Here is a 14,523-nt window from a genome sequence, read left to right as displayed (position 1 = left end):
AAATCGCCACAAAGAACGAGTTTGCGAAAGCAAACACCGATTAATAAAAGGCGATAACATATATGACCAAAGACAAATAAAATTTCACATATATGAAACTAGATTCTAAAATACCAGAAGGTCACATTTCACAAAAATGGACTGATTATAAAGATCACTTAAAGTTAGTTGCTCCAAACAACCGACCAAAAATAGATATTATCGTTGTGGGTACAGGATTGGCTGGAGCTTCGGCAGCGGCGTCTTTTGCTGAAATGGGCTATAATGTAAAAGCATTTTGTTACCAAGATTCTCCGCGTCGTGCGCACTCAATCGCTGCACAAGGAGGTATCAACGCTGCAAAAAATTATCAAAATGACGGGGATAGTACTTTCCGTTTGTTTTATGATACAATTAAAGGAGGAGATTACAGAGCACGTGAGGCAAACGTTCACCGTTTAGCTGAAGTTTCTGGAAACATCATTGACCAATGTGTGGCTCAAGGTGTTCCTTTTGCCCGTGATTACGGTGGAATGTTGGACAACCGTTCTTTTGGTGGTACACAAGTACAACGTACTTTTTATGCTGCTGGACAAACTGGACAACAATTATTGTTAGGAGCTTATTCTTCTTTATCAAGACAAATCGGTTTAGGAAAAATCGATATGTACAACCGTCACGAAATGTTGGAATTGGTAAAAGTGGATGGAAAGGCTCGTGGAATCATTGCTCGTAATTTGATTACTGGAGAATTAGAAAGACATTCTGCTCACGCTGTAATTATTGCAACAGGCGGATACGGAAATGTTTATTTCCTTTCTACCAATGCAATGGGATCGAATGTAACAGCTGGTTGGAAAATTCACAAACAAGGGGCTTTGTTCGCTAATCCTTGTTACGTTCAAATTCACCCAACTTGTATTCCAGTTCACGGAACGAATCAATCTAAATTGACATTGATGTCTGAGTCGTTAAGAAACTCTGGACGTATTTGGGTTCCAAAGAAAAAAGAAGATTCAGAAGCGATTCGTGCAGGGAAATTAAAACCAGTTCAAATTGCTGAAGAAGATAGAGATTACTACTTAGAAAGAAAATATCCGGCATTTGGAAATTTAGTTCCTCGTGATGTTGCTTCAAGAGCTGGAAAAGAAGTTTGTGACGAAGGTCGCGGAATTGAGGCTAATGATACCAATGAAGGAGTTTATTTGGATTTCGCTACAGAGATTCAATCTAAAGGAAAGCAAACAGCTTACGCCAAAGGAAATCACAATCCTTCTCAAGAGGAAATCCTTACTTTAGGGAAAAAATGGTTAGAAGAAAAATATGGTAACTTGTTTACCATGTATCAAAAAATCACGGATGAGAATCCTTATGAAACTCCAATGAAAATTTACCCTGCGGTTCACTATACAATGGGTGGTGTTTGGGTTGATTACAACTTACAATCTACTATCCCGGGTTGTTTCGTAGCAGGAGAGGCTAACTTCTCTGACCATGGAGCGAACCGTTTAGGAGCTTCTGCTTTGATGCAAGGTTTGGCTGATGGATATTTTGTATTGCCTTACACAGTTTCTAACTATTTAGCTGATGATATTCGTACTGGAAAAATCTCTACTGATTTGCCAGAATTCGTAGCTGCTGAAAATAGTGTAAAAGAGCAAATCAATAAATTCTTGTCTAATAATGGATCTAAAACCGTGGATCATTTCCACAAACGTTTAGGACACATTATGTGGAATAAAGTTGGAATGGGCCGTAATGAAAAAGGTTTAACTGAAGCCATTGCCGAAATTGCTACTTTAAAAGAAGAATTCTACAAAGATGTTTATGTTCCTGGTAGTTCAGACGAATTGAATCCTGAATTGGAGAAAGCACTTCGTGTTGCCGATTTCATCGAATTAGGACAATTGATGGCTATGGATGCTTTGCAACGTAAAGAATCTTGTGGTGGTCACTTCCGTGAAGAGTATCAGGATTCTGAAGGGGAAACGCTTCGTGATGACGAAAACTTCTCGTTTGTAGGAGCTTGGGAAAACAAAGGATACGACGTTACAAAATCGGAACTTCACAAAGAAGAATTGAAATACGAGTTTATTAAAATAGCCGCAAGAAATTACAAATAAAAAAATTATGAGCGCAGCAAAAAATATGAATATAAGCCTTCAAATTTGGCGTCAAAAAAACTCCAAAGAAAAAGGAAAAATGGAAACATACAAATTGAACGATGTCTCTACGGCTAGTTCATTTTTGGAAATGTTAGACCAATTGAACGAACAATTAGTAAACGAAAGAAAAGAACCAATCGCATTTGACCACGACTGTCGTGAAGGAATTTGTGGAATGTGTTCTTTGTATATCAATGGTCGTGCACACGGACCAGATACTGGAATCACTACTTGTCAATTACACATGAGAATGTTTAATGACGGAGATACAATCGTTATCGAGCCTTGGCGTTCTGCAGCTTTCCCTGTAATTAAAGATTTAATTGTAGACAGAACTTCTTTCGACAGAATTCAACAAGCGGGAGGTTTCGTTTCGGTAAATACTTCTGGAAACACTATCGATGCCAATGCAACTCCAATTAACAAACAAGATGCAGATAAAGCTTTTGAAGCGGCTGCTTGTATCGGTTGTGGTGCTTGTGTGGCCACTTGTAAAAATGGTTCTGCCATGTTATTCGTTGGAGCAAAAGTATCTCAATATGCTTTGTTGCCACAAGGTAGAATTGAAGCTACAGACCGTGTATTGAACATGGTTCGTCAAATGGACGAAGAAGGTTTTGGTAACTGTACTAATACTGGAGCTTGCGAAGTGGAATGTCCAAAAGGAATTTCTTTGGAAAACATCGCTCGCATGAACAGAGAATATTTGTCAGCAAGTTTGAAATAATCTATTTGTCATTCTGACAAAGGAAGAATCTAAAAACGTCCCAAGAAATTGGGACGTTTTTTTGTTTGATAAAATTGAGTAATTTTATACTATGAAAATCGCACTCATCCAATCATCCTTGCTTTGGGAAAGCCCAACCGCCAATCGAAATCATTTCGAGGAAAAAATTAATGTCATTGCTGAAAAGGTGGATTTGATTGTGCTTCCGGAAATGTTCTCGACAGGCTTTACGATGAATCCTGAGGCTGTTTTTGAAACAATGCAAGGCGAAACTATTCAATGGCTACAATCATTGGCAAAAGCCAAAAGAAGTGCTGTCACAGGCAGTTTGGTAGTCAAGGAAAACGATAATTTTTACAACCGATTGGTGTTTGTTTTTCCGTCAGGCGAAATCCAATTTTACGATAAACGACATTTGTTTACCCTGGCGGGAGAAGATAAAGTCTATACTTCCGGCAAAGGAAAATTGGTTGTGGAATATCTCGGTTGGAAAATTTGTCCGCTGGTATGTTACGATTTGCGTTTTCCGGTTTTTGCCCGAAATGTCGAAGAGTATGATGTGTTGATTTACGTTGCCAATTGGCCAAAATCAAGAATTCAAGCTTGGGATATTTTGCTTAAAGCCCGTTCTGTCGAAAATATGTGTTATACCATTGGTGTAAACAGAGTCGGTTTTGATGATAACAATTTAGAATATAATGGACATTCCCAAACAGTCGATTTCATTGGAAATTATACTCTCGATCCACAAGAAACCGAAGGTGTTTTCATCGTGGAATTGAACAAAGAAAAACTACTCGAAGCCAGAAAAAAACTAGGCTTTCTAAACGACAGAGATGCTTTCGAATTAAAATCCTGATTTAATCGGCTTCTTTTTCTCTTCTTTCTTTTTGGGTTCCGGTGTGTAGGGAATACTCACGTCAAATGTTTGATCCACATCCCAATTGGCGCGAACATCAATGGATTTCGAAAAATAAATCACTTCCTCGGCTTGGCGTTTTTCCAAGTAATTACCTGGATCCCATTCCTTGTTTTTGTTGTCGTCATAAATCAAACGAAGCCAAAATAGAGAAGGTTCAATCAAATTAAATTCGACTTTAGAGCTGCTTTCGGAATATTCCGTGGCAAGAACATCCCCTTTTTCATTGGTCAATTCAACAATGACAGGAAAGCGTTTTACGTTCTGCAAATTCACTTTAAGATTACCGTAATCAGTCAATTCTCTCGTCGAAAAATTATAAATCAAGGTGTCGTTGGGTTGTCCTAAATAATCGGTCAATGCGCCGGGCATAATTTTAAAAGTATATCTTTCCGCTGGTTCTTTCTTGAAATCAAAAAACAATCGCTGATTGAATTCGTCATATTCGGTTTTAAAATCTACCGAAACGGAATCCTTGTTAATCAGTTTCATTTTTGAATGATCAAATTTATCCAAAGGGGTGTTGCTTGTCAAAGTAAATCGATCCTTTAAATTTATGGAACCTGATTGAACAGCGGTAATGTTTACGCTGTCTTTTTTCTGGTCTTTGATTTTAAATTTGAAGTTGGCTTTGTATTTGTCGTTGGTTACGGCCAAAGCCAATGAATCTGCTTTTAGGGGTTTAAACCAAACCTGAAGGGAATCTTTTTTTGGAAATTTGGTAATAATGGTTGGCAAAACTGTTTCTTCGTTTTTGAGTGTAATTTTCGGGTCTTTTGTTTTTCCTTCATAAGGCAGAACCAATCTGTTTTTAGAAGCTTGATAAGGTCTGGAAGCCTTGAAATCTTGAATTTCCTTAAATATTTTTAGTTCATAAACCGTGTCGCCCGGAATGGTGATAAACTCCTTGTGAAACCCGATTTTGTCTTTTTTGGGATTGAATTTATTGTTGGAACCATAGTCTTTCATCGCCACCAAAAGATATTTTCCAGCCTTTAAATTCTCCAGTTTAAAAGTTTTCAAACTGTCTAAAGTATTGGTGATGTATCTTGGATTTTCATTATAAACTACCGAGTCTTTAAAGCTGTCATTTATATCATACAGCATAATGGAAACAAATGATTCCACCTCTTTGTTGTAAGCATCTTTAACGGTTCCTCCAATAGACAAAGAATCAATGTAAGCACCCGTCGAAAATACATATTTGAATTGGTTGTATGGATTCCCTTCATTGTTGTCTTCTATGCTTTGTCCAAAGTTGAAACTGTAAGTGGTATTGGGTTGAAGCGTGTCCAATATTTTTATGGTAATAAATTTGCTGACAGTAGTCGGTGTTATCAAGGGTTCGTGTTTCATTGGAGGCGAAATGATCAATTGCTTGTTCACGTCTTTAAGCTTGATGTATTCGTCAAATGTCAATTTAATTTCCTTGGCTTTGAAATTCGTGCTATAGTTTTCCGGGAAACTTATTTTCAACTGTGGAGCCAAAGTGTCTTTCAAACCACCAGTGATGCTGCCTCTTTTGGCGCAACTTGCCATTACCAAAACCAGCAGAAACAGAATATATTTAAAGTTGTTTTTCAACATAATGAATCGATATTTAGAAGCTACAAAATAACAATTATATTCGCTGTAAAAGAAATCTTTTAAATTTTTATTGGGAGCTATTTCCAGCTGTACACTATATCTTTTTCTTTTTAAAGAAAAAAGAAAAAGGATGCCGTTTCCATCTGGGCTAAAAACCTCCTCATTTCAAGATGTTTTTACTTTAAACAATAAATCAAGAATGCGCCATCGCCATACAAACAATGCTGATTTTTGCTCCTGGAATTTTCAACAATGCGTGCGAACAAGCTTCTAAAGTGGAACCGGTTGTTATGACATCATCAATTAAAAGGAAATGTTTGTTGTGATCTTTTTTGGTAAAAGCAACATCAAAAATGGTGTCGATCCCTTCACTTCTATTCAACAAGTTTTTCTTGGATTGAGTTTTGGAATAAATATTTCGAACCAAAAGGTTAGGGTTATACGGAATATTTAAGCCGATGGAAAGTGTTGTTCCAAAATTAGTCACTTGGTTGTAACCTCTTTCCCTGAGTTTTCTTTTGTGCAAAGGCACCGGAATAATTTCATCGACAGATTGCAGGATTTCCAAATTTTTCAAATCATCGGCATACCATTCGCTAAGAACTGTTCCTATTTCTTCCTGGCCTTTGTATTTCAGGTTGTGAATCAATTCCTGAACGATTCCTTTTTTGTGAAAATACAATAATGCTGAAGTATGTTCAACAGGAATTCGCCCGTAAAATTTCTTGAAAGCTTCGTTTTCTCGATTCAAATGATGATTCGTCAGCGGAAGATTGTGTCGGCAAAGCGTGCAAATCACATTTTCATTCGATACCAAAAGGGAATGACAACCGGCGCAAACCGGTGGAAAAAATAGATTGATAATGCTTTTGAACATAAAAAGGCGATATTATTTATAAAAATAAGCAAATCAATGTTTCAAACTTTAAAAATGTTTCTTTTTTTAAGTTCACTTTTTATATTTTTGCACCACTATGGCAAAACAAGAAGATTTATTTAAGAATGTAATTTCGCACGCAAAAGAATACGGATTTATTTTTCCGTCAAGCGAAATATACGATGGTTTAAGTGCAGTCTATGATTATGCACAAAACGGAGTAGAATTAAAAAAGAACATACGCGAATATTGGTGGAAATCGATGGTTCAAATGAACGATAACATCGTAGGATTGGACGCGGCAATATTGATGCATCCAACAACTTGGAAAGCTTCAGGTCACGTAGATGCCTTCAACGATCCATTGATTGATAACAAAGATTCCAAAAAAAGATACAGAGCTGACGTTTTGATTGAAGATTATGCTGAAAAGCTAAATTTAAAAGCCAAAAAAGAAATCGAAAAAGCGAAAACTCGTTTTGGAGAAGCTTTCAACGAACAAGAGTTTATTACAACTAATGCAAGAGTGGTTGAGTATTTGGCTAAAGAAAGAGAAATTCTCGAAAGAATGGCACGTTCTTTAGGTTCGGGAGATTTAGAAGATGTAAAAGCGTTAATTGAAGAATTAGAAATTGCCTGTCCGGAATCAGGTTCCAGAAATTGGACTGAAGTACGTCAATTCAACCTGATGTTCGGAACCAAATTAGGAGCTTCTGCTGATACGGCAATGGATTTATATTTACGTCCGGAAACAGCTCAGGGTATTTTTGTAAACTTCTTGAACGTACAAAAATCAGGAAGAATGAAAGTTCCTTTTGGAATTGCCCAAACTGGAAAAGCATTCAGAAACGAAATTGTTGCCAGACAATTCATCTTCCGTATGCGTGAATTTGAACAAATGGAAATGCAATTTTTCGTGCGTCCAGGTGAAGAAATGCAATGGTACGAACATTGGAAAGCAGCTCGTTTGAACTGGCATTTGTCTCTTGGATTAGGAAGAGAAAAATACCGTTTTCACGATCACGAAAAATTGGCACATTATGCCAATGCAGCCGCTGATATAGAGTTTGACTTCCCTTTTGGATTCAAAGAATTGGAAGGAATTCACTCCAGAACTGACTTTGACTTAAAAGCTCACGAACAATATTCTGGTAGAAAATTGCAGTATTTTGATGCTGAATTAAACCAAAATTATGTTCCTTATGTGGTAGAAACTTCAGTAGGATTAGACAGAATGTTTTTGGCGGTTTTCGCTACTTCATTAAAAGAAGAAACATTGGAAGACGGTTCAACCAGAACAGTATTGAAATTACCTGCTGTTCTTGCACCTACAAAAGCTGCCGTTTTACCATTGGTTAAAAAAGACGGATTGCCGGAAATCGCCAACAAAATTATCGAAGATTTGCGTTGGGATTTCAATGTGGCTTATGATGAAAAAGATGCTGTAGGTCGTCGTTACAGAAGACAAGATGCTTTGGGAACTCCTTTCTGTATCACAGTGGACCACCAAACTATCGAAGATCAAACGGTAACCATTCGTCACAGAGACACTATGAAACAAGATCGTGTGAAAATCGCTGACTTGAAATCAATTATCGAAGATGAAGTTTCGATGAAAAATTGGTTGATGAAAATGTAATCAAATATTCGTTTATATAAAAAAGGCTTCTCAATCGAGAAGCCTTTTTTGTAGTTTATCGGATTTATTTGCAGTTAATTTTAATGTATTAACAATTTGTTCCATAGATATTAACAATATATATGGAAAAAGGTGTAAATGTTTATTTTTATCTTGTTAAACAAGACTTTTTATTGAAAAATTGAAGTTTTTGTTTGATTAGTTTCCCCAAACTACCTACAATACTTAATATTTTAAAGTGTTTTACTTTAAAGGTCTAATGTTATGCCTAACAAATTAGGACAAAACATTGATGAATTACCCGTACATTATTATTGACGACAATCAAGAAAGTGTTTTGAAAACCCAAGCAATTGCTGAGGGTTTTTCGGAGCTGGTTTTCGTGGCTTCTGCTAATAACTATGCGGATGGTTTAAATCTTATATTAGAACATACTCCAAAATTAATCTTTCTCGAAATTGATCCAGCCGATAAAACGAGTAATTTGTCATTGGCACTTATCAATGAATTGCATCGGTATTTGAAGGTTGTTCCTAAAATCATTATTACGACAACCAAGAAAGATTTGGCCTTTGATGCTATACAATATGAAGTAGCCGATTATGTGATTAAGCCGGTGCAACGTATTGATTTGGTGAAATCGCTATTAAAATTGAAAAAATCGATTGGTGAAGACGAAGTTTTTTGGGCTCCAACGCCAGCTCTTGCTCCAACACCAAAGATTCAGGAAGAGCAAGTTGCAAAGTCTTCTGAGCAAGCAGTAATTCAAAATAGTGAGCAACCTCTTGTTTTGTGTATCAAATCCTATGGCGATTACAGGTATATTGACGCCAGGGATATTTGTTATTTCCAGGCAGACAATAATTCTACGGACATTCATCTAAATAATGGTGAAATGATTACCGCTTTTAAAACATTGAAGCATTTCGAAGGTGTTTTGCCTCATCCTTTTTCCAGAATTCACAACAGTTATATTGTAAACCGTAATTATATTTCCAGAATTCATACAGGAAATGCGGTATGTTATATCAAAAATACTGCTACAAAACTCCCATTTTCCAAATCCTACAAGGAAAATGTGGATCTTATTATCTCCGAATTTGCCAATGGTAATTATTTGGAAATTTAAAAAATAACCATCTACCCTAATTTGATAGTCATTCACTATCAAACGACATCATTCTACCACAAACGCCCATTTTTACTACAAAAATAAAGATAAGCTATGTAGTTTTACATCGTGATACTGTGATATATACAGGTCACAAAGACAACGTAAAACCTTATAACAATATAACCCCAACTATTATGAAAAAATCAATTTTTGCAATCGGATTATTATCATTAGTAATGATATTGACATCATTTACTACACCTGAAACTAACAAAGTAACTGTAAACAATAATACAACTATTCAAGCTGTAGGATCAGGATCAGCAGGAGGAGGAAAAATACTTGATGCTGTTGGATCAGGTTCAGCAGGAGGAGGAAAGATACTTGATGCTGTTGGATCAGGATCAGCAGGAGGAGGAAAGATACTTGATGCTGTTGGGTCAGGATCAGCAGGAGGAGGAAAGATATTAGACTAATATTATATTTGCATATAAATATTCTCTAATAAAAAGTTATTAGGCTATCAAATTTTTGATAGCCTTTTTTTGTGTCAATAGTTTTAGTATTTTTGAGGCAATTCAAGATGAACTATTGAAAAACACTTACTACATAATTATACTATTTCTGGTTGCCTTCGTTGCTTGTACCAAGAAAAATTCAGAAAAAAACACTCTTACTTTACAAGAGGATAGTCTTGCTACCTATCTTTCTAAGGCAAATGATTTTAGTTCGGCCGCTATGAAAAGGCAAGATTATATCGAAAAAGCATTCAATATTATTATCAATCAGCCTAATGACTCACTACAAAAAGTAAATTTATTTAGAGTAGCCAATCGTTATTATAACTTGGATGATTGGGAGGGGTATCATAAAATTACATTAATGGTTTTAGAAAAATCAATAAGTAGTAAGGATACTGTAAATATTGCTAAAGCTTATACTTATTTAGGGGATTATTATGGCTCTCAAGGAGTTTCGGATTCAGCTTTTAGTTCGTATTTAAAAGCGGAAAAAATGTTTGTCCATCTTAATGATAATTTGAATCTTGCTAGAACTAGACTAAAAAAAGCATTGTTGCAATATAATGAAATTGATTTGGCTGGAAGTGAAATGTCGGTCTTAAAAGCCTTGAGTGTCAACAAAGAAAAAAATGCAAATGAAATACTTTATGAGTGTTATAACCTATTGGGGTTAATATATAATGAAAAAGGAGATTTTGGTACGGCTATTGAATTTCACACAAAGGCTTTAAAGTTAAATGATGAAGAAATACCTATAGGAATTCAATCGAAAGCGACATCAATGAATAATTTAGGTCTAGTATACCAAAATCTAAATCAACACAAACTTGCAGTACCTTATTTTCAAAAAGGGTTAGAACAGAAAGAAGATTTAATTATATATAAACCATCTCTTTATGGGATGTTATTGGATAATTTAGGTTATTCAAGATATAAATTAAAGAGTGCAGAAGGACTTCCCGAGTTGTTTTATGAGTCACTCAAAATAAGAGATAGTCTGCATTTGACTTCAGGAATTATTATTAGTCAAATTCATTTATCGGAATATTTCGCTTCTAATAAAGATACAATAAAAGCATTGCAATATTCAAACAAAGCTTTAGCAGTAGCTCGAAATTCCAAAAATTTTAGAAATTTATTATTGCCTTTAAAACAATTGTCTATAATAGAACCAACAAAAGCAGCTTCTTATAATAAAGAATACATTCAAATCAACGACAGTCTACAAAAAGCAGATCGAAAAATTGCTGATAAATTCTCTCGTATCGAATATGAAACGGATGAAATTAAACAAGAAAATTCGGATTTAACGACTCAAAACAGGAACTTGGTTTACATCTTTGGTTCGGTTTTAATTTTGGGGATGTTTTTATATATCATTAAAGCGCAAAAAGCCAAAAACAGGGAGTTATTGTACAAGCAAGAACAGCAAAAAGCAAATGAGGAAATCTATAATTTAATGATTTCACAACAAAATGACGTTGAAACAATAAGGGTAAAGGAAAAAAAGAGAGTTGCTCAAGAATTACATGATGGCGTGTTGGGAAGAATGTTTGGCGTGAGGATGAATCTGGACAGTTTGAATAAAATTCATGATGAAAGTGCTTCTGTTCAAAGAAACAGTTACTTAACGGAATTAAAAAACATAGAACAAGACATTCGTGAAATTTCACATGATTTGAATAGGGAGAAATCAGAATTAATTAATAACTTCGTTGCCATCGTAGACAATTTGTTTGAAGAACAAAAAAACACTTTTAAAGCAAAATTGGTTTCAAATATTGACTCAAGCATAAAATGGGAAGCTGTTAGTAATGCCGTAAAAATTAATTTATATCGCATTATTCAAGAATCGCTTCAAAACATTAATAAATATGCCAATGCCAACGTTGTCAAGGTAGAATTCAAAAAAGAAACCGACAATTTGTTTTTGCAAATAAGCGATGATGGAATAGGGTTCAATGTAAACAGGGCAAAAAAAGGAATTGGCTTGCAAAATATGCTTTCCAGAATTAATGAATGCAGAGGAACATTTGAAATAAAATCCAAAAAAGGAGAAGGAACAATTATTACAGTTACAGTCCCAAATATAAAACAGTAAGAAATGATGAATGATTCAATTGGAGAAGCAATAATTAAAAAAAACATATTAATTGTTGATGATCATCCATTTATAATTGAAGGTTACAAGAATGGTATTACCAGATACAATCCAAATGAGTTTGAATTTTCTATTTCTCAAGCCATTGATTGTAAATCTGCCTACGAAATTATTACCAATCCAGAAACAACGGCATTTGACATTGCATTTTTAGACATTAGTATGCCGACTTATGAAGAAAAAGGACTTCATTCTGGTGAAGATTTGGCGAAATTGCTAATGGAATTTATGCCAAATTGCAAAATCATTTTGTTGACAATGTACACGGAAGAGTTGAAAATAAAGAATATTATCGATACAATAAATCCTAACGGATTGGTTATAAAAAATGATTTGACATTTGACGAGCTGCTTTTCGGGTTTGACAAAGTGATAAAAAATGAAATTTATTACAGTCAATCCATTCAAAAGATGTTAGATTTAGCCCAACAAGATGCCATAGAAATTGATTTATTTGACAAACAAATTTTGTTTCACATATCAAAAGGGACAAAAACATTAGACATTCCCCAATATGTTCCAATATCTTTAGAGGCCATTGAAAAAAGAAAATTAAGTCTAAAAAAATTATTGGATGTACAAGATCAAAGTGATATTGAATTAGTAAGAGAAGCGAAAAACAAAGGTTTGCTCTTCTAATTTTTAGACTTCATAAACTGAAAAACGGCATTGAAAAATGCCGTTTTTTTATTTTTTATTCTTCGCTTAAAGCATTCCATCCACGAGCTTTCAAAGGAATTCGGGTATTAGCACGAGTTACCAAATGAATTCCTTCGCTTTCTTGGGTCATATGACCAATAATCGTGAAATTTGGATTTCCTTTTATCTTTTCGAAATCTTCCATTTTAATGGTGAAAAGCAATTCATAATCTTCGCCACCATTGATGGCTACCGTTGTTGCATCCAGATCGAATTCTTCGCAAACATTCATAAACTGTGGATCCAATGGCAATTTGTCTTCATATAAATTACAACCCACTTTCGATTGTTTGCAGATATGCATAATTTCAGAAGACAATCCATCCGAAATATCAATCATTGCAGTTGGTTTTATTTCCAAGGCGTGCAACAAAGTACGAACGTCTTTGCGAGCTTCAGGCTTCAATTGACGTTCAATTAAATAGGTATAGACATCCAAATCAGGCTGCGAATTTGGATTTACCTGAAAAACTTGTTTTTCTCTTTCCAAAACCTGCAATCCCATATAAGCCGCGCCAAGATCACCAGTAACAACCAATAAATCAGTTTGACCGGCACCGTTTCTATATACGATTTCGTTTTCTTCAGCTTCACCAATAACGGTAATGCTGATAATCATTCCTTTTTGTGAAGAAGTAGTGTCGCCACCAATAACATCCACTTTGTATTCATTTGCTGCAAGCGTAATTCCGTCGAATAATTCTTCTAAAGCTTCCAATGGAAAACGATTAGAAACAGCTATCGAAACCAAAATTTGGGTCGCTTTGGCATTCATTGCGCAAATGTCAGAAATATTTACCACGACAGCTTTGTAGCCCAAATGTCTTAAAGGCATATAAGCCAAATCAAAATGAACTCCTTCAATCAACAAATCAGTTGAAATAACGGTTTTTTTGTCCTTGAAATCCAAAACTGCGGCATCATCACCAATTCCTGTTAAGGTGGAAGCTTGGTTGATTTCAAAGTTTTTGGTCAAGTGGTCTATCAATCCAAATTCGCCTAATTGGGCAATACTGGTTCGTTGTGGAGTTTTATCTTCGATCATTGTGATTTATATTTTAAAGTTGCAAATGTACGAAGAACAGAAGGCTTTTTAAGAAATAAAAAATCAGTTTCGATTTTGTCATTTTATTTATCCCTAAATTTATGCCATTCAAAAAATAGAAAATGAAAACATTCGATATCGTCACGCTTACCGTTAATCCAGCTTTAGATAAAACTGCTCATTTTAAGGGATTGGTTCCTGAACAAAAAATTCGTTGTGAAGAACCGCGTTATGATGCCGGTGGTGGCGGAATCAATGTTTCCAAAGCCATTGCCCGATTGGAAGGAGAGTCGTTTTGTGTTTTTACTTCCGGAGGTCCAATTGGCAGAATGTTGGAAGAATTGGTGCAAAAAGAATCCATTACTTTCGAAGCGGTCAAAACTGCAAATTGGACAAGAGAAAGTTTCGTGGCCGTTGACGACAATACCAATTCCCAATATCGTTTTGGTTTTTCGGGTTCGGTAATTTCAGAGGATGAGAAAAAAGAAATTATTCAAACCATTCAAGAATTGAAACCAAAATTCTTGGTGTTAAGCGGTAGTTTAAACGAAGGTTTGCCAACGGATTATTATAAAAATATAGCCGATCTAGCCAAGCAATCAGGTTCTAAAGTAATCGTGGACACATCGGGAGAAGCCTTGCAAAAAGTATTGGAAACAGGCGTTTATTTAATAAAACCGAATGTCGGGGAATTGGCCAAATTAATTGGTGTCGAAAGATTGGAAATAGACGAAGTTGTTCACGCAGCACAAACATTGATCGAAAAAGGAAGTGCCGAAATCATTGTGGTTTCATTGGGGCCACAGGGTGCAGTTTTAGTAACTGCTACTCAAACCGAGTTTGTACCAGCGCCCAATGTGGTCAAGAAAAGCACCGTTGGAGCCGGAGACAGTATGGTAGGCGCAATGGTTTGGGCATTATCCCAAAACAAAATCCTAAAAGAAGTCGTGCAATGGGGTGTTGCCTGTGGCTCGGCAGCAACAATGAATGAAGGAACGCAATTGTTTAAACTGGAAGATGCCAAGCGATTGTTTGACTGGTTGCAGAAAAAATAAATTTTTCAAACAAAAAAACCTGACAATTTTCATCA

The 14,523-nt window shown here is 35.5% G+C and carries 12 protein-coding genes; 9 read left to right on the top strand and 3 right to left on the bottom strand.

The annotated features are described in order from the left end of the window. The first annotated feature begins 92 nt into the window (after positions 1-92). From BUC16_RS01625 to BUC16_RS01615, 3 genes are all read left to right on the top strand, one after another. Complete coding sequence (locus BUC16_RS01625) at positions 93-2,102, top strand: fumarate reductase/succinate dehydrogenase flavoprotein subunit (protein WP_073367436.1); 2,010 nt, start codon at positions 93-95, stop codon at positions 2,100-2,102. Positions 2,103-2,109: 7 nt separating this feature from the next. Further along, positions 2,110-2,871 carry a succinate dehydrogenase/fumarate reductase iron-sulfur subunit gene (locus tag BUC16_RS01620; RefSeq protein ID WP_073367434.1) on the top strand — a complete coding sequence of 254 codons (762 nt, stop codon included), beginning with the start codon at positions 2,110-2,112 and terminating at the stop codon, positions 2,869-2,871. 91 nt (positions 2,872-2,962) lie between these two features. Next, on the top strand, positions 2,963-3,730 hold the full coding sequence (locus BUC16_RS01615; RefSeq protein WP_073367433.1) for a nitrilase family protein: 768 nt from the start codon (positions 2,963-2,965) through the stop codon (positions 3,728-3,730). Here BUC16_RS01615 and BUC16_RS01610 read toward each other — a convergent pair. Continuing rightward, on the bottom strand, positions 3,719-5,377 hold the full coding sequence (locus BUC16_RS01610) for an Ig-like domain-containing domain (RefSeq protein WP_073367431.1): 1,659 nt from the start codon (positions 5,375-5,377) through the stop codon (positions 3,719-3,721). The two genes, BUC16_RS01615 and BUC16_RS01610, sit on opposite strands and share 12 nt — an antisense overlap. Before the next feature lie 193 nt (positions 5,378-5,570). Further along, positions 5,571-6,254, bottom strand: coding sequence for a ComF family protein (locus BUC16_RS01605; protein WP_073367429.1), 684 nt, complete (start codon positions 6,252-6,254; stop codon positions 5,571-5,573). A gap of 97 nt (positions 6,255-6,351) precedes the next feature. Here BUC16_RS01605 and BUC16_RS01600 point away from each other — a divergent pair, with 97 nt between their 5' ends. From BUC16_RS01600 to BUC16_RS01580, 5 genes are all read left to right on the top strand, one after another. Continuing rightward, entirely contained in the window at positions 6,352-7,893 is a 1,542-nt protein-coding gene (locus tag BUC16_RS01600) for a glycine--tRNA ligase (RefSeq protein ID WP_073367428.1), read from the top strand. Positions 7,894-8,185: 292 nt separating this feature from the next. Next, positions 8,186-9,022, top strand: coding sequence for a LytR/AlgR family response regulator transcription factor (locus tag BUC16_RS01595; protein ID WP_073367426.1), 837 nt, complete (start codon positions 8,186-8,188; stop codon positions 9,020-9,022). Positions 9,023-9,201: 179 nt separating this feature from the next. Next, on the top strand, positions 9,202-9,483 hold the full coding sequence (locus BUC16_RS01590) for a hypothetical protein (RefSeq protein ID WP_073368632.1): 282 nt from the start codon (positions 9,202-9,204) through the stop codon (positions 9,481-9,483). A 115-nt stretch (positions 9,484-9,598) separates the two neighbouring features. Then, positions 9,599-11,629 carry a tetratricopeptide repeat-containing sensor histidine kinase gene (locus BUC16_RS01585; RefSeq protein WP_073367424.1) on the top strand — a complete coding sequence of 677 codons (2,031 nt, stop codon included), beginning with the start codon at positions 9,599-9,601 and terminating at the stop codon, positions 11,627-11,629. 3 nt (positions 11,630-11,632) lie between these two features. Further along, positions 11,633-12,328, top strand: coding sequence for a response regulator (locus BUC16_RS01580; protein ID WP_073367423.1), 696 nt, complete (start codon positions 11,633-11,635; stop codon positions 12,326-12,328). A 55-nt stretch (positions 12,329-12,383) separates the two neighbouring features. Here the strand turns inward: BUC16_RS01580 and thiL are convergent, their stop codons facing one another. Beyond that, positions 12,384-13,433 (bottom strand): thiamine-phosphate kinase, encoded by a 1,050-nt coding sequence (thiL, locus tag BUC16_RS01575; protein WP_073367421.1) that lies wholly within the window; start codon positions 13,431-13,433, stop codon positions 12,384-12,386. Positions 13,434-13,555: 122 nt separating this feature from the next. Here thiL and BUC16_RS01570 point away from each other — a divergent pair, with 122 nt between their 5' ends. Then, positions 13,556-14,488: a 1-phosphofructokinase family hexose kinase gene (locus tag BUC16_RS01570; RefSeq protein WP_073367419.1), complete on the top strand. Its 933-nt coding sequence runs from the start codon at positions 13,556-13,558 to the stop codon at positions 14,486-14,488. Positions 14,489-14,523 lie beyond the last annotated feature (35 nt).

This window comes from Flavobacterium fluvii (assembly GCF_900129545.1).
In the GTDB taxonomy this organism is placed as follows: Bacteria; Bacteroidota; Bacteroidia; order Flavobacteriales; family Flavobacteriaceae; genus Flavobacterium; species Flavobacterium fluvii.
This window is presented reverse-complemented; position numbering and strand designations above follow the sequence as displayed.

Bases quoted from the DNA above. Each gene is read 5' to 3' on its own strand.
- BUC16_RS01615 (WP_073367433.1), top strand. From the start codon at position 2,963: ATGAAAATCGCACTCATCCAATCATCCTTGCTTTGGGAAAGCCCAACC.
- BUC16_RS01570 (WP_073367419.1), top strand. From the start codon at position 13,556: ATGAAAACATTCGATATCGTCACGCTTACCGTTAATCCAGCTTTAGAT.
- BUC16_RS01605 (WP_073367429.1), bottom strand. From the start codon at position 6,254: ATGTTCAAAAGCATTATCAATCTATTTTTTCCACCGGTTTGCGCCGGT.
- BUC16_RS01580 (WP_073367423.1), top strand. From the start codon at position 11,633: ATGATGAATGATTCAATTGGAGAAGCAATAATTAAAAAAAACATATTA.
- thiL (WP_073367421.1), bottom strand. From the start codon at position 13,433: ATGATCGAAGATAAAACTCCACAACGAACCAGTATTGCCCAATTAGGC.
- BUC16_RS01620 (WP_073367434.1), top strand. From the start codon at position 2,110: ATGAGCGCAGCAAAAAATATGAATATAAGCCTTCAAATTTGGCGTCAA.
- BUC16_RS01590 (WP_073368632.1), top strand. From the start codon at position 9,202: ATGAAAAAATCAATTTTTGCAATCGGATTATTATCATTAGTAATGATA.
- BUC16_RS01610 (WP_073367431.1), bottom strand. From the start codon at position 5,377: ATGTTGAAAAACAACTTTAAATATATTCTGTTTCTGCTGGTTTTGGTA.
- BUC16_RS01625 (WP_073367436.1), top strand. From the start codon at position 93: ATGAAACTAGATTCTAAAATACCAGAAGGTCACATTTCACAAAAATGG.
- BUC16_RS01600 (WP_073367428.1), top strand. From the start codon at position 6,352: ATGGCAAAACAAGAAGATTTATTTAAGAATGTAATTTCGCACGCAAAA.
- BUC16_RS01595 (WP_073367426.1), top strand. From the start codon at position 8,186: ATGAATTACCCGTACATTATTATTGACGACAATCAAGAAAGTGTTTTG.